This window comes from Microbulbifer variabilis (assembly GCF_052468405.1).
The window spans coordinates 4,354,961-4,374,465 of the sequence record NZ_CP174343.1 but is presented as its reverse complement, the minus strand read 5'-3'; the positions used below and the strand labels follow the sequence as shown (position 1 = coordinate 4,374,465).

Sequence of the window (19,505 nt, the reverse complement as noted above, 5' to 3'; positions counted from 1 at the left end):
CTACATGTGGTTCAGGGGTTTATGAGAAAAACAGGTGGAACAGCAGACCTGCAAAAATTGCCATACCGAAGATCACTAGCAGGAAAGCCGCTACCATTGGTTTGCGGAACATCGACTTCAGTAGGATCACCTCAGTTAGGCTGGCACCGGCACTGCCAATAATCAATGCCATTACTGCCCCCATACTCATGCCTTTTGCGAGCAGCGCCGCAGATAAGGGGATTACGGCCTCAGCACGGATATATAGCGGGACCCCAATTACTGCCGCGAAAGGGATGGCGAGAGGGTTACCGGCTCCAGCATACTTTGCAATGAAATCTGCAGGTATAAAGCCGTAGGTGAAAGCACCGATTGCGATCCCAATCAACAGGTAGGGCAGTACTTTCTTAAACTGGCTCCAGGTTTCCCGCCAGATCCGCACCCAGCGATTGTCCTGCACGGCACTCAATGCAACGGTACCATCGCAAGCGGCGACTTGGGGAAGCGGTCCATTGCAAGCTTTCTCTTCTGTACAAGTAGTTGCAGATGCACTGGCACCACAGCCGCCAGTCTCTGGTTTCCTGGGTTTACTCGCACCAGAGCAGCCGCTTCCAGTATTCCCCTTCAATACTTCCGGGCGAATGAAGCGAGCAAAGTTGAGCCGCTCCAATACATACCCAGCAGTCACTGAAACTGCCAGTGCCGTTGCGGCATAAACCAAAGTGATATTAAGGCCGAAGGTCACAAGGAATAGACCAATAATGATGGGATTCAAAAGTGGCGAAGTGAATAAGAAGGTGACTGTTGGTCCAAAACCGGCTCGGGCTTTCAACAGGCCGCTCAGCATAGGGATGGTTGAGCAACTACAGAATGGTGTCAGACCACCGAGTATCGCTGCAGAAAAGTAGCCACGGCCATTCTTTGAGCTGAGAATAGCCTGGATTTTTCCTGACGGCAGGTATTCCTGAATTACGCCAATAATAAAACTGATTACCAAAAATAACGCTGTCAGCTCGATACCGAGCCATACAAACATGCCCAGCGCCTCTTCAAGCATTACAAGAACTTCTGGAGACATTGCATTCATTCCGTATTTCTAGATTCATGGAAATATATTAGTGCAGCTTTTTTGTGACTACAAGTTATTTCTAGTAATATAGAAATATTGGAGCCCCAGGAACACAACAATGCAGACAGACATAGCCGCCAAGTGCTTCGCTGAATTAGGCCATTTAACCCGCCTGGAAATATTCCGCCTATTGGTCAGAGGTGGCCCAGAGGGCATGCCTGTTGGAGAAATACAGGAAGCGCTGGATGTTCCTGGCTCCACTCTCTCCCACCACATTAACCGTTTGGTATCTGTGGGGTTGGTCATTCAACGACGAGAGGGCCGCACCCTCTATTGTGTGCCTCAGTATGAAGAACTATTCAGGCTGGTGGAATTCCTGCAGGAGGAGTGCTGTATTGACGGTAATCCTCACTGCGACGATTAATCACTAGATGATCTAAATAAGATTGAATGATTATCCCCACCCAAAAGGATGGGGATGGCTATCGGCTAGCACAGCGCCTAAGGTTATAGATCTTTCAAGGGGAACCATAACGCCCTTAACTCTAAATCCGTAACTTCTACATCTTCGTGAAAATACCCACTAACTATTGGTAACCAATCATCATTAGTCACCAAGCGGTGGCACAGTTCATCCACTTCACAGATAACCCCATCATTATCGATATCGGTTCCTGCCATCACACCATACCCTAACTCAGAAGTGGCATCTAATTCTGGGGACTTATAATGGTAGACGCCCTGCTCTGGATCGAAAGTTGCCATTACCCGGCCTGCAGCCTCACCAGTTTTGATATCAACAAAATCGACATAAACGGCACCGGCATCACCACCAGATTCCACATCTTCACCGATAACCTGGACTGATACCCATAAATCAAAACGGGTTTCGGTAGAAGCAACAAAGCTCAAAATACCAGAATAACGACCTGCCTCCAGGTTGGAGGTATCTACAGTAATTTGATAATTACCAAGACCACTTGAATCCTCATCTAGATAGCTGGCGTTCAACCAAGACTCAGATGCATTAATCTCAGCAACCGAAACTCCAGGCATATTTGCCAACAGTTCTACCTTCGTTTCTTTTTGGGCCCACAGTTCATGCTGATGGCCACTTTTAATATACAGACGCCCAAGCTGCGGCGTGACGAACGCACGAGATTTTGCAGAAGCAACTGCAAGCTCAGCATTAATTTCACCATAACCAAACCGAGGACTTGGCGTATTACCGTAGGAGACCTTAAAGTCTGTTATCAAGCTGTCAAAATCGTCGGGAGTCATCGACTCCCACTCCTCCTTCATCAAGGCAATAACACCGGACACATGAGGTGCAGCCATAGAAGTACCTTGCATACCCCCATAGATAAACTCGATTTCACCGCTCTCAGTCTCTTTCCCGAGAGTACTTATCACACCGCCATCAGATTTCGCTATTACCTTAGGGTCAAAGGGATCAAAAGGGTCACGCCGATCAATTGGCATTAAACCGCCAGGAGCTGTTAAATCAACATTCCCCCCAAAATTGGAGTACCAAACAGGCTCACCACCTTGTTGGGTGGCAGCCACGGTAACAACACCGTCGAGGTTAGCTGGCGAATAGTTACTAACATCATCACTATTATTACCTGCTGCAGCGACAATTATCACGCCCGCTTCACGGGCTGCGCTTATGGCATCCTGCATCGTTTGAGAGTAACCCGCCCCCCCGAGGCTCATATTGATTACATCAGCTTTTTGATCTGGAACTTTACCAGAGTCATTTGTAAGACCTGCAGCAAAATAAATCCCTTGAGCAATGTCATAATCGCTAGCTCCTTCAGCGCCCAGCACCCGTACAGGCATTATTTTGGCTTCATGGGCAACGCCTGCAATACCAATACCGTTGTTAGTAGCTGCAGCGATTGTGCCCGCCACATGAGTACCGTGCCAGGAATCATTATCACTGTCTGGAGCATCACCTGGGTCTTCAGGGTTTGGATCAATACCATCTCCATCCACGGAATTATCAATATCACTGATCATATCGAAGCCAGCTACCAACTGACCCTGGAGGTCTGGATGACCTGATAAGATACCCGTGTCTAATACCGCAACGATTGCACCTCTTCCGGTTGACGTACTCCACGCGTCCTGTACAGCAATTTGTGAGTAATGCCACATCTTTGGATACAAGGGATCGCTGACTGATTGACGCTGACGAATCCGGTTCAGTTCAACATATTCAAATTGGCCACTAGCATTAAGACGCTTGAGATTATAAATGGTCTCCAATTTACGCTGTATTTCAGCTGAAACCTTTACGCCAGCAGTATTCGATAGCGAGGATACTCCCGCTGACTTAAATAAGCCAAACCCCTTCGCCGCCTGATTTGAATCCAGTAGCATTGGGCCATTATCCCTGGTAGTGTGCTTGACCGCGCCTGCCGCAGTAAGCTTCCCAATACCTGCTAATTTAGCCCTGGGCTTTAGACGAGCTATAAGTTCACCAGCGACAAAATTTTCATTGGTACGGATTGAATTACCAACGCTATCAACTGTCGGAGCAGAGGATATTTGCATACGGTAAGCAGAAGCCCCACCAAATGCCAATGCTGCCAAATAATAACTTCCATCTTCTGGGATTTTTAGGGATTCCGTTTCTTCAACACCATTTGAACCTATGAGTAAATTACCAGACTCATCTATCAACCAAAGATCGATATCTGCATCACCATTTTGCCAGTCCTGAATATGTAGAGAAACATTCTGATCCTTTTTTAACGAGGCAACATAGAAATCAAACTCATCCCGGTAGGCACTTGAACTCTTATCTTGAGAAGCAAATTGAGCAACAACAAAACCAACAACTTCACTAACCCCGGAAATTGTCTGTGCTTCTTTCATTGAATTATTGGGTACAAGCTCGCTGTTGGGATCATTGGTATCGCTATCAGCATATTCTCCTTTTGCGAGAGATATCTTTCCAAACGCAACGAACTGACCATCACTGACTAACAAGTTAGTCACATAATTATTGGTGTTACCTGTCTGATCATCCACAATTAGGGTGACGGTATAAGCTCCATACTCCTGGTATTCATGCTCCGGTTGAATACCCTCACCTGTCGTACCATCACCAAAATCCCACTTGTACAATAAGTCAGTACTTTCTGCATCATTACTTTCCGATGCATCGAATAAAACCAATCGTGATTCAAGATTTGGCTGGTTATATGAAAATTTTGCAACGGGCGGTGAATTTTTAAGGGCTGTAAACGTCAATTCGGAAGTGGCAGTCGCACCGTCATTATCCGTAACCGTCAGCTGAATCGTATACTCCTTGTCAACCCCGTCGTATGCATAAAAGGTATACTCAACTTCCTTCCCAGTAGCATCACTGCCATCACCAAAATTCCATTCGTAACTAGTGATACTGCCGTCCGTATCGCTTGAAGCAGATGCATCAAACTTAACCAGCGCAGGTGAAAGCCCAGACTGCGAAGACAAAGTAAAGCTTGCTACCGGGGCTTGGTTGGCGACAGGAACAGTCGTCCCACCATTTCCATTTTCAGCATTTCCATCACTGCCGCCACTGCCACCACCGCCACATGCGGCTGTTACAAGGGCAATTAAGGGTACGGCTAATCTTAACAACTTAGACATATTCCTAATAAATTCCTTTTATATTGACATTTTACATTCGAAATAAAATAAGCTCTCATGCTTGAATACACTCAAGAGCTAAGACGAGTGATTACAAGGGACTCCATGAGGTGTGCCACATTATAAATGTGATATCTTGTTTCTAGATAATATACAAATAGACGATTCTAAACGAGCAGAATATCAATGGCCTGAATACTTTTTAAAGGTACACTTTTGTAATTTCTAAGTATCAAGCTTCTTTACTTCTAAACAACAAGTACTTCCCATTTATCTGCACCAAATTTTTCCAGCCGAACGTCCGTACCTATAATTTCTCGGATCACCTGAATATTGGTCAATAAATGCTGGCTGGGCTTCAATGTACAAAAGCGACCACCATTGCCCAAAGCCATAGGCAATAACAGTTGATCGGCCAGATATTCACCTACCGGCGCACCAGAATTCAGATAACGCTGCATCTGCCGAATCGCACGCTGGGCAACCCGCTCTGAACTTACGCCCTGCTCGCCCATGGAATCGAAGATTTCAGTTACCTGTTCAGATTGCAACCGCAGCGACAGCAAATTACCGGGCCCTTGGGAACGCACCTGTTTTCGCTGCAAATACTCAGCCGGCCACTCACATTGCTTACTCACCTGCGCCAGTTCACGCAAGCCAATATGAGCCGGTATATTCGCGGATATGGCTACAGCTTTGCGCTCCAGCAGCTCTCCTCTTTCAGTCAGTTCCAGTTTTGATAAATTGGAGAGGGGGTGGATACGCGCACGCCAGGCACCGCCACCAGCTGGATAAAAACCATAATCCGTTAGCTCCACCTCCACTCCCGCGCCCATACGCGCTAATAGAGGCAAATAAACCTGAGCTATAAAATCAAAGCTTGGGGCCTTTTTATTGTGGGTACCCCCTTCCAAGTGCAGCTCACTAATACCATCAGCAAATAAAAGAGGCAGCAACACCGTTTGCAATACCAAGCTGGTACTACCGGCCGAGCCGATGGAAAAATGATACTCGCCAGATCGTACTTTTCCCGGAATAAAAGTAACTTCCGTAGCCCCCAGCTGCTCACCGCTAACATCAGCATCACTAATAGCTTTGGCAGCGCGTAAGCAAGTGAGATGTTGGCGTAATAGTCCAGGCTTATTGCGGCCTGCTCGAATATTTTTAATACGAATCGGTATTCCCTGGCACATGGACAAAGTGAGGGAAGTCCGTAAAATCTGGCCGCCACCCTCCCCCTGGGCGCCATCAATCTCAATCACTAATAATTCCCTTAAATACAACTAAACGGTTTCGATGTCTTTATTTTATTCAAGCAGTTGGGCGCAGTTTCACTAAATCATTAAGCACACCCTCAAGACCGCCGTATACTGAAATTTTATCGATACGATTACTGATCTTTTCCAGCGACTCTAATTCTTTTAACCGCAGTAACACAGGATTGTTATCCATCATCTTGGCGGTGTTATGCATGGAACGCATGGCCTGGGTCTCTTCCCGGCGTTTTATTAAATTCGCTTCAGATTCTTTTTGTGCTTCCACTACCTGATTTAGAATCATTTTCATATCGCCTGGTAAAATAATGTCTTTCACACCGACACTGACGATCTCGATACCGTACTCCGCTATTTTTTTACGAATGCCCGTAGCAATAACAATATTCAGCCGATCCTTATCTGCCAACAAGCTATCCAGAGTCTGGGTACCCACTGCTTCACGCAGATATAGTTGCAATTCACGATAAATATAGCTTTTGTAGTCACTGAGTTTTAATGCTACCCGCTTTGGATCAGTAATCTTGAAACTACCGCTCAGGTTTATACGCAAACTTACCCGGTCCTTGGTAAGAATTTCCTGGCCACTCACTTCAATAGTTTGCAAGCGCATGTCCATCAATTTCACCACGATGGAGCGATTGTACTTCCAGAATCCATAACGACCGGGCTGCAGGGTTTTTTCCAGTTTGCCATTAACAACCAGAAGGCCTACGTGCTCATCGGGAATTTCGTTGTAGCTAACCGCCTGAGCGGCAATACGCATTTGTCCGACCTTCACCCCACGACCAAGCAATCCCAATATATTGTCATCAATGGAATACTCCTTTGAAATGTCTACAATACCTACACGCACGGTTTCACTACCCTTCCACACAGCGCGATAAGTACCAGGAGGAAGGATATCCACCAGGTGACCATCCTGGTAAAAAAGGCCTACCTGATGATCAGATAACTCATAGGACTGCAAATATTCACCCAATATTTGTCCATAAGTATTCAGCAGGAATTTTGCTTTAATCGCATCAAAAACCACTTCGGTAATATCATAGGTCTCCACCCGCACATCACCGGAAAGTAGCCAGATACGGTGACGTCCAGGAGGCAATACCCTTTCAAATCGACTGCGGCGAAACAGCAATGCACGCTCGTTATCAGCCACATCCACAATCTTCCATATTTTAAAGAGAGACTTCATTTCTCCGATCTCTTATCTTTTTATTCCTTTTGGGTGGGGCCCACCCGATCCCAGGGTGGCCCAGCGCTTGTACAAAGTAGGAGCAAAATACAGCGGTTTTGCAGACTTTTTCTTTCTCCTCTCCTGGGAAATACAGCCAACATCCCTGGTCAAAATAGAGTCAATGCATAACCTGTAATCCGCTCGCACAGTGCAAACCCACGAAAGGCGACACTGCCACCGAAGTACCTTTTTGTTTGGCAATTGGTGTAATACCGAATAGCCGAAACCATAAGGCACAATGGGCCCCGGATAGATTTCAACAAAGAGGGCTTCTTTGCGGGGATTCGAACCCCAGGCTCTCGCCTTCCCTTAAGATCGCTTTCCAGGCGACGTGACTTTGACGGGAATTGAACCCGTAACCAACCGACAAAACGGTTGCTCTACCAATTGAGCTACAAAGTTAGCGTTTGAGGATTGGCCCAGAGGGTACACCTGCCGCCAGCGGCGGTGGTGCCAGGCCGGCATACAGAACCGGCTCCGCTGACTGGAACAAAAACACTCAAACTTGTTTGCGGAGAACCGGCCCGTTGGGCACTATCTCCGGCATTCTTTACATACTGAAGGACTTATCCCTGACCGACACCGATTATCCTTTGACGCAGACTACCTGCTTGAGGGTGTAAACGATTTCCACCAGGTCTTTTTGTGCTGCCATAACCTTCTCAATAGGTTTGTAGGCCGATGGGGTTTCGTCGATCACACCTTCATCTTTACGGCATTCTACGTCGATGGTAGCCGCGCGGTGCTCCTCCAGGGACACCAGTTTTTTTGCCTTGGTACGCGACATCACTCGCCCAGCACCGTGGCTACAACTGCAAAAGCTTTCCTCATTACCCAGCCCCCGCACAATAAAAGATTTGGCCCCCATACTCCCGGGAATAATGCCCATTTCATCAACACGAGCTCTTACAGCCCCCTTGCGCGTCACCAGCACATCCTTGCCGTAGTGGTGCTCTCGGGAAACATAATTGTGATGGCAATTCACTGCCTCCATGCGCGCTTCGAAATCCATGCCCAGAGCCTGCTTCACCGCACCGATAGTACGCGTCATCATTACTTCACGATTGATACGAGCAAACTCCTGTGCCCATTCCACCGCTAGTACATAGTCATCGAAATGCTCTGTGCCTTCGGGGAAATATGCTAAGTCACTATCCGGCAGATGGATATGCCAACGCTCCATATCCCGCTTGGCTTTCTCGATAAAGTAGGTACCAATACGGTTACCCACACCACGGGAACCGCTATGCAGCATCAGCCATACGCTACCGTGCTCATCCAGGCACATCTCAATAAAGTGGTTGCCGGTGCCCAATGTTCCCAAGTGGTTGATGTTATTAGTATTTTTTAATACAGGGTGCTTTTCTTTAAGCAACTCAAACTGCGCTGCCAATGGCGCCCAACCGGCAAGTGCATCATCCGGCGGATTCTCCCAGGCACCTTTATCTCTCCCCCTGCCCCGGTGCCGGCCCGTACGGCCATGGGGCACTGCGCGTTCAATAGCGCTGCGCACCCCTGCCAGGTTATCCGGAAGTTGCGCCGCTGTAAGGCTGGTTCGCACCGCCATCATGCCGCAGCCGATATCCACACCCACAGCTGCGGGAATTACCGCCCCCAGGGTAGGTACCACACTGCCAATCGTGGCGCCTTTGCCCAGGTGTACATCGGGCATCGCTGCCACCCATTTGTGGATAAAGGGCATCTGAGAAATATTTTTGAGCTGCGCCTTGGCTTCATCCTCAAAGGGCACTCCCAGGGTCCAGGACTTAATCGGCACCCCACCTGCCTGCATCACTTCATATGGCATTGGTTTCATCTTTAACTCCTTTTGAAACCGCGCTCGATGTTCTTACGCTTCATTTTTCTATTGATATAGCGAATTGAGTGCCAACTTTTTATCAAAGTTGGAAATTTTTTATAACTTGTTGTTTTTTATGGAATTTATTTTTAATACCAAAACTCTTGAGAGTTTTTTTGAAATAACAAAGCCATAAATATCTATCTTTTTTGATAGTAAAATAATATTTTAGATAGCATGAAGACAATTGCTATCAGTATTCTCGGTACCAGCAAAGATCGGCGCGGCAAAGGTGACAAGCGCTGGGACAAATGGCGCCCAAACATATCCATGTGCCAGCACGAAGACCTGCTTATCGACCGTCTGGAACTTCTGTTCGACAATCACTCAAAGAACCTGGCAGACCAGGTCACCGAAGATATTGCACGGGTCTCTCCAGAGACTGAAGTGGTCCACCACCGGGTGAACTTTAACGACCCTTGGGATTTCGAGAGCGTATACAGCAACCTGCTGGATTTCGCCCGCGCCTATAGCTTCAAGCCGGATGATGAGCAGTACCTGGTACATATCACCACGGGCACCCATGTGGCCCAGATCTGCCTATATCTATTAACAGAAGCGGGGTATTTCCCCGGGCGCCTGCTACAAACATCCCCGGCACGCAAGCACAGTGGTTTGCCGGGCGAGTACCAAATTATCGATTTGGATCTTTCCAAATACGATCAGATTGCCTCGCGATTCCAGAGGGAACACCAAGAGGGCACCACCTACCTGAAAGGTGGCATTGAAACTAATAATCTCGCTTTTAACCAGATGATCGAGCAGCTGGAGCAGGTCTCTATCCGCTCTGACGCCCCAATATTAATAACCGGCCCTACGGGGGCGGGTAAATCACAACTGGCCCAGCGTGTTTATGAGCTGCGCAAACAGCGCGGTAAGCTGGAAGGCGGGTTGGTAGCAGTAAACTGCGCCACTCTGCGCGGCGAAAATGCCATGTCCGCTCTGTTCGGCCACCGCAAAGGCGCCTTTACCGGTGCCACCGCACATCGTCCCGGGCTGTTGATGGAAGCTGATAAGGGCCTACTTTTTCTGGACGAGATCGGCGAGCTGGGACTGGACGAGCAAGCCATGCTGTTACGCGCTATAGAACACAAACGTTTTATGCCCTTTGGCTCAGACAAAGAGGTGAGCAGTCACTTCCAGCTGATCGCCGGTACTAACCGGGATCTTGTCCAGCACAGCCGCGAAGGTAAGTTTCGTGCGGACCTGCTTGCCCGAATTGACCTGTGGACTTACCGCCTGCCCTCCCTGCGTGAACGTATTGAAGACCTGGAACCCAATATCGACTTTGAGCTGGAGGCTTTTTCCAGAAAGTCTGGCCATTTGGTGAGCTTCAATAAAGCGGCACGGGAGAGGTATCTCAACTTTGGCCATTCAGGAGAGGCCAGCTGGTCCGCTAACTTTCGCGACCTTAACGCCAGTATCCTGCGCATGGGCACTCTCGCCGATGGTGGGCGTATTACCACTGAAGTGGTGGAAGAGGAAATCCAGCGACTGTGCTTAAAGTGGCAAGCCTCTACCAATGAGTCATCGCTACCCATTGCACGGATTGAAGCGCTACTGGGCCCCGGCAATATTGAACAGATGGATTACTACGAGCAGATCAAACTGGCAGGACTGATCCAGGTCTGTGAGGAATCCAGCTCCATGGCGGAAGCCGGGCGCCGGCTTTTTCAGATAAGCCGCACAGCTAAAAAATCCAACAACGATTCCCACCGGGTACGCCAGCTGCTGGAAAAATACGGGCTTAAGTTCGAGCAGCTGAATAAAGCCTAGAGCCCTGTTGGCACCATTTTGTTAATCTCACTCCAGAGCATCAATGATGGACCATGGAATGAGATACGCCTACTTAACCCCTCTTTTTCTTCTTCTCAGTGCCTGCGAGCCAACACAGTTTGCAGGCGGCACCGCCCTGCCAGATGGTTCTGTATACAAAGGTGACTTACAAGATGGCCTTTTCCATGGTCAGGGCCAGTTGCAATGGCCCGATGGTAATCACTATCGCGGGGAATTTCACAATGGTCGCATTAGCGGCCAGGGATTACTTACCAAAACAGATGGCTGTACTTATGAGGGTGAATTCCTCAATGGAGAACCACATGGCGAAGGCCGCTATACCTGTGGTGAAAATGAATGGTCGGGTCATTTCAATGATGGGGAGTTGCAAAGAGGCACAGCAAAATGGGATGGCAGAGAAACTTATAGTGGTGAGTTTCTGGATTACGGTCCACACGGTGAAGGTGAGCTGACCACTGAAGATGGCAGTCAATATAAAGGTACTTTCGAGCAGGGAATGTTTCTACGCGGAGACTACTCAGATAACAAAGGCTACAGATACAAAGGCGACTTCGAATACGGCTTTTACTCTGGCGCTGGTGAATTGACCCAACCTGATGGGACCACTATTCGCGCCAACTTTCGCTACGGAGAGGCGGATGGAGAAGGCCAGCGTGTGAGCATTGATGGCGAGGGAAATACTATTGAAGAGTCCGGCTATTTTGCGAAGGGCATCTATTTTCCCAGTGAGGCGGCCTGGCGTACACAACAAGAAATTCCTGCAGCCGAGGCGGAAACACGCCTTTACAGCGAGAGTGATCGCTTACAAAGCGCTATTGATGCACTGGCACCGCAGAGGCCTGGTGTACGCGATGTGTACACGCTGTTAGTAGGCGGTGATGGCACCTCTCCGGTATTTGCCAGAGAATTGGATTGGGTGTCAGAACGCCTTGATAAGGCCTTTGGTATTGATGAACGTGTACTGCGCCTCAGTAACGGTGGCGGCTACAGTTTTCCTCTCGCCACCCGCACCAGTATCCAAGAAAGTCTCAATGCCCTGGATCAGTTACTGGACCCACAGGAAGACCTACTGTTAGTGCACCTTGTCAGCCACGGTGCACGCAATGGCGACTTAACAATTGCTGAGGGTAAAATGCCACTAAAGGATCTCTCTGTGGCAGACGGAAAAAAATGGCTGGATAACCTTAATGCAAGATACCAGTGGATAGTAATTTCAGCCTGCTATTCCGGCCAGTGGATTGAGCCTTTGAGCACCCCAAATCGTATCGTATTTACCTCCGCTGCCGATAACAGAACCTCTTTTGGTTGCAGCGACGACTCCCAGCGCACCTGGTTCAGTTCTGCACTCTATGGCGATGCTCTACAGCAGGGAATAAAAGACCCCAAGGTTTGGTTTAGCACGGCGAATAAAAAGGTCACTGAAATGGAAAAGGAACAGGGGATAGAAAAAGATTCCCATTCCCTACCACAGCATTCCATTGGGGAAAATTTCCTAACATGGTGGAAGAAAAATAAAGAAGGTTATTGAAAGTTAAGCCTTAGCAACATGCGATAGGAGGTATTCTCTTGGAGTTCGCAAGCTTCTCTATTGAATTATTGTCTATTTTGTTTTTTATTGCCGTAATAGCCGGCCTACTCGATACATTGGCAGGTGGTGGCGGCCTGATAACAGTACCGGCCTTAATTCTGAGTGGTGTACCGCCCTTAACCGCACTAGGCACCAATAAATTGCAAGGCAGTATCGGTACAGCAACTGCAACTTATATGATGATTAAGAGCAGTAAAATAAGCTGGAGTGGGATTAAGAGCTTAATGCTACCGGCTTTTATTGGTGCGGCTATTGGAACAATAGCAGTACAATTTATTAACACTGACATCTTGTCATATATAATTCCTGTAGTGCTTTTATTTATTGCCGTTTATTTCCTAATTTCCCCGTCATTGACTCAGAATAATGAGGAGCCAAAATTATCCAGCAGAAAATATAAATATGGGGTAATTCCATTGATTGGGTACTACGATGGCATGTTCGGACCTGGAACAGGGTCATTTTTCACCCTGTCAGGTATAGCTTGCCGGGGACAAGATATATTGACATCTACTGCGATGGCAAAACCTCTAAACTTCTCCACCAATTTAGCCTCTTTAATTATATTTTTACTTGCCGGACATATTGCGTGGATAGTAGGCATCCTAATGATGATTGGACAAATCATAGGTGCGTGGATAGGGTCACACTGCCTATTTAAAATTAATCCTACCTACCTGAGAGGAGTAGTCGTTTTTATGTGTAGCGGGATGCTAATAAAGTACGCCCACTCCATGGGGTGGATAGACTTTATGTGAACTATTAGCGTGAATAGGAAATTAGCCAGAAGCGCATCTGTTTTCTCATTTGCAATCCCGCTTTAGCAATTGAGAGCGGGATTGCAAAACGATATTTTAAGAAGATTTCTGCTCCTCTATAAAACCTTGCATCTGCTCTTCCAACATGGAGAGAGGTAAGGCTCCATTTTTTAACAGCGCATCGTGGAAGACACGTAAGTCAAACCGATCACCAAGCTCTTTTTCCGCCTGCGCACGCAGCTGGCGGATCTTAATTTCTCCCATTTTGTAAGAGAGGGCTTGGCCCGGCCAGGAAATATAACGATCCACTTCTGCACGCACATTCGCGGGAGAAAGTGAAGTATTGCTGGATAGAAAATCGAGCGCTTGCTGACGGGTCCAGCCCTGGGAGTGGATGCCGGTATCAATTACCAGGCGTGCCGCACGCCACATTTCATAGCTGAGACGCCCAAAATGCTCATAAGGCGTAGTGTACAGGCCCATTTCTTTGCCGAGACGCTCGGAGTAAAGTGCCCAACCCTCCCCAAAAGCACTCAAATAAAGATTCCGTCGAAAGTCCGGCACATTTTCAAGCTCCTGGGACAGGGCATTCTGCAGATGGTGGCCAGGCACCGCCTCATGCAGGGTCAAAGCGGGTAACTCGTACAGAGGGCGCTGATCCAAGCCGTAAGTATTCAACCAGTAAGCTCCACCGCGGGTACCACCAATAGCGGCAGGATTATAGGAAGCCGTGGTGTAGTTGGGCGCGATCTCGCTAGGTACCGGAACCACTCCGTAAGGAGTGCGTGGCAGCAGGTTAAAGAACTCTGGCAGCAGGTAATCGATGCGCTTGGAGATATAGGCAGTCTCTTTAAGTAACTCTTCCGGAGTCTGAGCATAGAATTGCGGGTCGGTGCGCAGGAAATGGGTAAACTCTTCAAAAGTCCCTTTAAAGCCGGACTCCTTAATCAGCTCCTCCATCTCTGCACGGATACGCTTGACTTCAGCAAGGCCGGTTCGATGGATCTCTAACGGGTCCATATCCAGAGTCACATAGTTACGGATATTGTGGCGATAATAGTCACTACCTCCGCGCATTTTCTCGGCACCGATAGTTTCGCTGGCAGCTTTGAGATAATCTCCCTCAAGGAAGTTTGCCACCCGAGCAAAGGCTGGAATAGCTACCTGTTCAATTGCCGCTTTTCCAGTTTCACGCAGACGTTGCTGCTCTGCAGGGGGAATTGATATAGGCATCTCAACAAAAGGTTTGTACAAGCTGCTCTTAGTGGGATCCTTATAAACTTGAGCTCGCACGGTGGGGGCTATGCCCTGCACCACTATTTTGGGCAAGACAAAACCTGTGCGAACTCCTTCACGCATATTGGCAATATTCTCATCGAAATACCGGCCAAAGTCCCGGATGCGGGCGATATAGTCCTCATAATCGCCAACACGGGTCATCGCCAAACCACTATTGGCATCCAGGGCAGCGCTATAAAAACTGTAAAAAGTATTGAGGGGCACCCGCTCCAGGAACAATTCATTGGCTTCAATAGAGTTTTCCAAAACCCAGGCGAGTAACTCGCGATTAACCCTATCCGAATCGTTCAATTCATTGGTGTCCACCGCTTGCAGACGCCGGAGCAATTCCTCTTCGGCTTTGAGTCGACGTGCCCTGTCCTCGGCAGCCACCCCCGGTAATTGGCGATTATAGTCCGACACACCCATACGACCCGCAGTAATCGGGTCCTCACGCAGACTGTATTGCCAGTGGTCTTCAATCACACCCTGGAGCTGTTCTGTTGCTGTTAGGGACCAAGATACGGGGGTTAGTACACAAGTAGCCAAGATAACACCAGATACCCGCTTAATGTGTTTTGCCAGGGCCTTGCCGGATTTCACGCTGCTCTCCATTAAATCGCTCGGTTTTTAGTTATCAGAATTAGATCGACCAACCTTAACATGGGTTGCCCTCTGCGAGATTGCTTTCTATGCCCCATGAACCAAGAAAGGTTGTGATTTATGGAAAGTTGATTACATGAAAAGGTGCAAAGTGAAATCATTGTGGGAACCGTTATGCCTACGGCCCCACAATATACGCAGCTAGTCCCTCGCTCTTGTAAGATCTAATAGCAGAGCTACCCTTCAGGAACATGAAGTACGTGAGCTGATACCAGAAGACTGAGTAAACCCTGCATTTCCACAATAACCAACGCACTTAGTGATAGTTGCGGAAGTCTCCTACCTGAACACAACATTCAAATTGACATGGGCTTAGTTGCATATTTGAATTATTACAATCCTATTTTTTCCTTTCTCCCCACACCAAGGCCACTATATGGCTGAGGAAGCCTAAAATTAACTGGGTACCATTTTAAATTGACTGGTTGTGCTTTTGTCACAATGTCTAAAAATGGCTTAGATTCAATCGCTTTGTCCCGCTCAATTTTCCTAAGAGCTTCTTGATATTGAGACGAATCTTTCGGTATTCTTCTAATTCTCAGTATTTTAAGTATCGGATCTTCTTTTGGCTGAAGGCCACCATCATATATGCCACCAAATTCAATGTCTTTTGTTTTGATTGGTGTAAAATAGCTATATTCGACTCCATTCTTCACGATCATTGCTAAAACTTTCATGTCAGGGCTCATGGCAAACTTTACTTGATGTTGCCTAAAAAGATCGAAAGCAGTCTTAGTTGGTGCACTGGGTATCTCGAGCCTTCTATAAACCTCTTTCAACGCTTCTTTGCCATCTTCCCAGCCAAATACAGCCATGTCAGGTGAGGTATATCGAGTTTGCTGACCGGCATAGCACTCATTACCAGGTCCAGCCCACGAAAGAAGACCAGCAGTATTAGCTTTTACATGAACGGTAAGTAACCCCGGATCTAAGGCAAAGCCACGCATCATAGCCACGCCCCTGTAATAAAGCCATTTTTCATCCATATTTGGACATTGGCAGCCCATTACGCCATTGACCTTTTTTTTACAATCGAGAAATCCTTTGAAGCCGCCCTTATGGGCATTTAAACCTAATTTAGGAACCAACCCTCCAGCATTAATAACATCTTGTTTTGAACGAGTCAGCTCGCCTCGTCTACCTGTTAACATTGGCATGTTTTCTCTCCATAACTTATGGTCAATTTTATAGTGAAAATTATCAATATTTAGCTGATTAAATTCGACTAATCTATTGGGCATTCAGAGCCATCCGCTTTGACAACTCCACAAAAAATCAACCAATTCAACAAGTTAAATCATATTGAAGCAGAAAATTTTCAACTTCAACAGGGAATAAAAAAGCTTTTTAAATCGACTCTGGCACTATTTTTTCACGCCGCATAAACAGTTATTTGAAGGGGATTATTGAGAGACACTGACCAAATTTCGTTGATTAAAGATGAGTTTTTCTATTACCCAATATAAAAAGGTAGCTAACCTCTAAAGCCACTCAATAAAGAAATTTAACTGATCAGATATTCCTTCGGAATTACCATGCCCTCTAAGAATCTATAGTTCTTTTATTTGATATAAAACTATGAATAACATGTAACACAAATCTCTATAGATTTTTTTTTGTAAATCTACAGAAAATTATTTTTCTGAAAATTTGGGTCTACGCTAACAAGAGATTGCTAAACCGATAAGGAATCATCAACAAACACATTTAGACAAGCGGGGCTAACAATGAGAAAAATATCACTATCAAGTATTGCATACTCAACCTGCCCACAGTTGGCACACTTAAGCGTACTTGAGATTTATCCCGTAAGGTTCCAGCTTTATCATACTCCGTAAAACTATTGGAGAAAAAGGAGATCCCCAGTGAAAAATCTTTGTGTCGCAGCGGTGCAAATGGTAAGCGGCGAAAGCGTTACAGAGAATCTTTCACAGGCCTACAAGCTGCTTAAGGAAGCCGCCGGACGAGGCGCGAAACTAATACTGCTACCGGAAAACTTTGCACATTTTTCGGATAAAGGTAGTTTTTCCGTGGCCGAACCATTTTGCATTTCTGGTAAAACCAATTCAGATAGACAACCCATTCAACACGCGCTTGCGAGTTGGGCAGAGGAGCTGGGTATCTGGCTGGTCGCTGGTTCGATACCCTTACTGGAGCGAGCCGACGGTAGCCCTACCGAGGGAAAGCGCAGCCGCTCAGCGTGCCTGATATTCGGCGATCGAGGCACTTTAATGGCTCGCTATGACAAAATACATTTATTTGATGTGGAAGTTGAGGACGCTACCGGCAGCTATCGTGAATCCGCCAGTATTGAACCCGGCAACGAGCCCTGTGTGGCGACATCGCCCTGGGGTGCCCTGGGGCTCAGTATCTGTTTTGATTTGCGCTTTCCCGAACTCTACCGCCAGCTGGCCATAGCCGGTGCTGAGATTTTTTTGGTGCCAGCAGCATTTACCCACACCACAGGGCGGGCACACTGGATGACCCTACTGCAAGCCCGTGCGATCGAGAACGGCTGCTTTGTAATTGCAGCCAATCAGGGGGGGATCCACTCGGAGAAAAGACGTACCTGGGGACATTCAGCGATTATCGATCCCTGGGGTGAAATCCTGGCCGGAGCCGGCGAGGGTGAAGCAGTCATCACTGCCACGTTGGAAGCTGAAAAGCTGACCAATATACGGCGGCAAATGCCATTACTTTCCATGCGCCAACTTGGAATATAAATAATAAAAAAGGGGCCCCATCGGGTACCCCTTTCTATGGTATAAGCCGTCGCAAAAAAATGGTATTAAACCTTCTCCACTGTCTGCTCAATACGACCAAAAATTGACTGGCCTTTATCATCGAGCATTTCGATAGCAATGCTATTGCCAAAGTCCATAAACGGCGTGCTCGCTGAGCCATTCTGGATGGTCTCAATCATACGGATCTCTGCAATGCAGCTGTAGCCGACTCCACCCTCTGCGACAGGCTTACCAGGGCCACCATCCAACTTATTGGATACAGTACCGGAACCAATAATGGTGCCCGCACAAAGTGGGCGGGTTCTGGCTGCATGGGCAACCAGCTGGCCAAAGTGGAACGTCATATCCACTCCGGCATTGGGCTCACCAAACTTCTCGCCATTCAGGTGGGAAACCAGTGGCAAGTGCAGTTTGCCTTCACGCCAGTTTTCACCCAGCTGCTCTGGAGTCACGCATACCGGTGAGAAAGCACTGGAGGGTTTGGATTGGTAGAAGCCAAACCCCTTAGCCAATTCCGCAGGAATCAAACCACGCAGGGAAACATCGTTCACCAGCATTATCAGTTTGATGTGGGACAGCGCATCCTCGGCGGACACCCCCATAGGCACATCGTCGGTAATCACGGCGATTTCTGCTTCGAAGTCGATGCCAAAGCCATTGCTTTGCGGCATCTTCACCGGCTCGCGCGGAGCCAGGAAGGTATCGGAACCGCCCTGATACATGAGCGGATCACTGTAAAAGCTCTCCGGTACCTCTGCACCGCGGGCTTTACGCACCAGCTCAACATGATTCACGTAAGCGCTGCCATCGGCCCAATGATAAGCGCGTGGTAGAGGTGAAGCGCACAGGGCTTGATCAAATGTCTCCCCCTGGATCTCACCGTTTTGCAGGCGCTCGTGCAGTTTCTCCAGCTCACCACTGACTGATGCCCAGTTGTCCAACGCACTCTGCATGGTTGGGGCAATATCGCCGGCCGGCACCATGCGGGTAAGATCGTCGCTGACAACAACCAGTTGACCATCGCGGCCGGATTTAAGGCTGGCTAACTTCACTGTGCCTCCCCTTCAGTTTTTTCCACAAATTCTTCTTCCCCATGCATCCAGGCGGCATGCCTTGGGGCTTTTTTCGTACGAGACCACTCTTCCAACATATCCTCAGCAACCCGCTTCAGTTCCTTGTGCATACCAGGCTTGGCGGTATTGGCGGCCAGCTCGATACGGTGGCCGTTGGGATCAAAGAAATAGATCGACTGGAAAATAGTGTGATCGGTAGGGCCGAGCACGTCGACCCCGGCCGCTTCCAGCTTTTCTTTGGTCGCTAGCATCTCTTCCATGGATTCCACTTCGAAAGCGATATGCTGCACCCACTTGGGGGTATTTTCATCGCGCCCCATCTCTGGAGAGTTGGGGATTTCGAAGAAGGCAAGCACATTCCCCATACCCGCATCCATAAAGACATGCATGTAAGGGTCCGGCTCACCGGTTGAGGGTACCTCGTTTTCGGCAATGGCCAGCTGGAAGTCCATACCGAGAAGGTCGCGGTAGAATTCCACGGTCTCCTTGGCGTCCCTGCAGCGATACGCCACGTGGTGAATGCGCTTAATACCCATTGAAGC

14 protein-coding genes are annotated in these 19,505 nt (G+C 47.9%); 5 read left to right on the top strand and 9 right to left on the bottom strand.

Features of this window, described 5'->3' with window-relative positions:
* Positions 1-19 precede the first annotated feature (19 nt).
* Positions 20-1,057 (bottom strand): permease, encoded by a 1,038-nt coding sequence (locus ACJJJB_RS19775; protein ID WP_445365362.1) that lies wholly within the window; start codon positions 1,055-1,057, stop codon positions 20-22.
* Positions 1,058-1,166: 109 nt separating this feature from the next.
* Here ACJJJB_RS19775 and ACJJJB_RS19770 point away from each other — a divergent pair, with 109 nt between their 5' ends.
* On the top strand, positions 1,167-1,472 hold the full coding sequence (locus ACJJJB_RS19770) for an ArsR/SmtB family transcription factor (RefSeq protein ID WP_020413766.1): 306 nt from the start codon (positions 1,167-1,169) through the stop codon (positions 1,470-1,472).
* 83 nt (positions 1,473-1,555) lie between these two features.
* On the opposite strand, the gene ACJJJB_RS19765 is transcribed toward ACJJJB_RS19770, so the two are convergent.
* The 4 genes from ACJJJB_RS19765 to ACJJJB_RS19750 all read right to left on the bottom strand — a co-directional run bounded on the left by ACJJJB_RS19765 (position 1,556) and on the right by ACJJJB_RS19750 (position 9,020).
* Positions 1,556-4,690, bottom strand: a complete 3,135-nt coding sequence (locus tag ACJJJB_RS19765; protein ID WP_444945875.1) for a S8 family serine peptidase — start codon at positions 4,688-4,690, stop codon at positions 1,556-1,558.
* A 248-nt stretch (positions 4,691-4,938) separates the two neighbouring features.
* A complete protein-coding gene (gene rtcA / locus ACJJJB_RS19760; RefSeq protein ID WP_444945876.1) occupies positions 4,939-5,952 on the bottom strand; it encodes an RNA 3'-terminal phosphate cyclase in 1,014 nt (337 codons plus the stop codon).
* Positions 5,953-6,001: 49 nt separating this feature from the next.
* Complete coding sequence (locus ACJJJB_RS19755; RefSeq protein WP_445365361.1) at positions 6,002-7,162, bottom strand: slipin family protein; 1,161 nt, start codon at positions 7,160-7,162, stop codon at positions 6,002-6,004.
* Positions 7,163-7,790: 628 nt separating this feature from the next.
* Entirely contained in the window at positions 7,791-9,020 is a 1,230-nt protein-coding gene (locus tag ACJJJB_RS19750; RefSeq protein ID WP_020413769.1) for an RtcB family protein, read from the bottom strand.
* 219 nt (positions 9,021-9,239) lie between these two features.
* On the opposite strand from ACJJJB_RS19750, the gene rtcR reads away from it, so the two are divergent.
* The 3 genes from rtcR to ACJJJB_RS19735 are packed head-to-tail and all read left to right on the top strand — an operon-like array spanning position 9,240 to position 13,205.
* On the top strand, positions 9,240-10,838 hold the full coding sequence (gene rtcR / locus ACJJJB_RS19745; RefSeq protein WP_020413770.1) for an RNA repair transcriptional activator RtcR: 1,599 nt from the start codon (positions 9,240-9,242) through the stop codon (positions 10,836-10,838).
* A 58-nt stretch (positions 10,839-10,896) separates the two neighbouring features.
* Positions 10,897-12,387 (top strand): C13 family peptidase, encoded by a 1,491-nt coding sequence (locus ACJJJB_RS19740; RefSeq protein WP_445365360.1) that lies wholly within the window; start codon positions 10,897-10,899, stop codon positions 12,385-12,387.
* Positions 12,388-12,425: 38 nt separating this feature from the next.
* Positions 12,426-13,205, top strand: a complete 780-nt coding sequence (locus tag ACJJJB_RS19735; protein WP_445365359.1) for a TSUP family transporter — start codon at positions 12,426-12,428, stop codon at positions 13,203-13,205.
* Between the two features lie 96 nt (positions 13,206-13,301).
* Here ACJJJB_RS19735 and ACJJJB_RS19730 read toward each other — a convergent pair whose 3' ends face one another.
* Entirely contained in the window at positions 13,302-15,086 is a 1,785-nt protein-coding gene (locus ACJJJB_RS19730; RefSeq protein WP_445365358.1) for a DUF885 domain-containing protein, read from the bottom strand.
* Positions 15,087-15,478: 392 nt separating this feature from the next.
* Positions 15,479-16,387 carry a hypothetical protein gene (locus ACJJJB_RS19725; protein ID WP_020413774.1) on the bottom strand — a complete coding sequence of 303 codons (909 nt, stop codon included), beginning with the start codon at positions 16,385-16,387 and terminating at the stop codon, positions 15,479-15,481.
* Positions 16,388-17,011: 624 nt separating this feature from the next.
* On the opposite strand from ACJJJB_RS19725, the gene ACJJJB_RS19720 reads away from it, so the two are divergent.
* Complete coding sequence (locus tag ACJJJB_RS19720) at positions 17,012-17,869, top strand: carbon-nitrogen hydrolase family protein (protein WP_445365357.1); 858 nt, start codon at positions 17,012-17,014, stop codon at positions 17,867-17,869.
* A 65-nt stretch (positions 17,870-17,934) separates the two neighbouring features.
* Here the strand turns inward: ACJJJB_RS19720 and ACJJJB_RS19715 are convergent, their stop codons facing one another.
* Both ACJJJB_RS19715 and ACJJJB_RS19710 read right to left on the bottom strand, forming a co-directional pair.
* Positions 17,935-18,942, bottom strand: a complete 1,008-nt coding sequence (locus tag ACJJJB_RS19715) for a fumarylacetoacetate hydrolase family protein (protein ID WP_020413776.1) — start codon at positions 18,940-18,942, stop codon at positions 17,935-17,937.
* The gene (locus ACJJJB_RS19710; RefSeq protein ID WP_020413777.1) at positions 18,939-19,499 is read right to left on the bottom strand and encodes a VOC family protein; all 561 of its coding nucleotides are present in this window, start codon (positions 19,497-19,499) and stop codon (positions 18,939-18,941) included. The genes ACJJJB_RS19715 and ACJJJB_RS19710 overlap by 4 nt, the downstream gene beginning before the upstream one ends.
* Between the last annotated feature and the right edge of the window lie 6 nt (positions 19,500-19,505).

What these genes read in the sequence shown, in the direction of transcription:
- ACJJJB_RS19770 (WP_020413766.1), top strand. Translation starts at nt 1,167, where the DNA reads ATGCAGACAGACATAGCCGCCAAGTGCTTCGCTGAATTAGGCCATTTA.
- ACJJJB_RS19750 (WP_020413769.1), bottom strand. Translation starts at nt 9,020, where the DNA reads ATGAAACCAATGCCATATGAAGTGATGCAGGCAGGTGGGGTGCCGATT.
- ACJJJB_RS19740 (WP_445365360.1), top strand. Translation starts at nt 10,897, where the DNA reads ATGAGATACGCCTACTTAACCCCTCTTTTTCTTCTTCTCAGTGCCTGC.
- rtcR (WP_020413770.1), top strand. Translation starts at nt 9,240, where the DNA reads ATGAAGACAATTGCTATCAGTATTCTCGGTACCAGCAAAGATCGGCGC.
- ACJJJB_RS19710 (WP_020413777.1), bottom strand. Translation starts at nt 19,499, where the DNA reads ATGGGTATTAAGCGCATTCACCACGTGGCGTATCGCTGCAGGGACGCC.
- ACJJJB_RS19775 (WP_445365362.1), bottom strand. Translation starts at nt 1,057, where the DNA reads ATGTCTCCAGAAGTTCTTGTAATGCTTGAAGAGGCGCTGGGCATGTTT.
- ACJJJB_RS19755 (WP_445365361.1), bottom strand. Translation starts at nt 7,162, where the DNA reads ATGAAGTCTCTCTTTAAAATATGGAAGATTGTGGATGTGGCTGATAAC.
- ACJJJB_RS19725 (WP_020413774.1), bottom strand. Translation starts at nt 16,387, where the DNA reads ATGCCCAATAGATTAGTCGAATTTAATCAGCTAAATATTGATAATTTT.
- ACJJJB_RS19765 (WP_444945875.1), bottom strand. Translation starts at nt 4,690, where the DNA reads ATGTCTAAGTTGTTAAGATTAGCCGTACCCTTAATTGCCCTTGTAACA.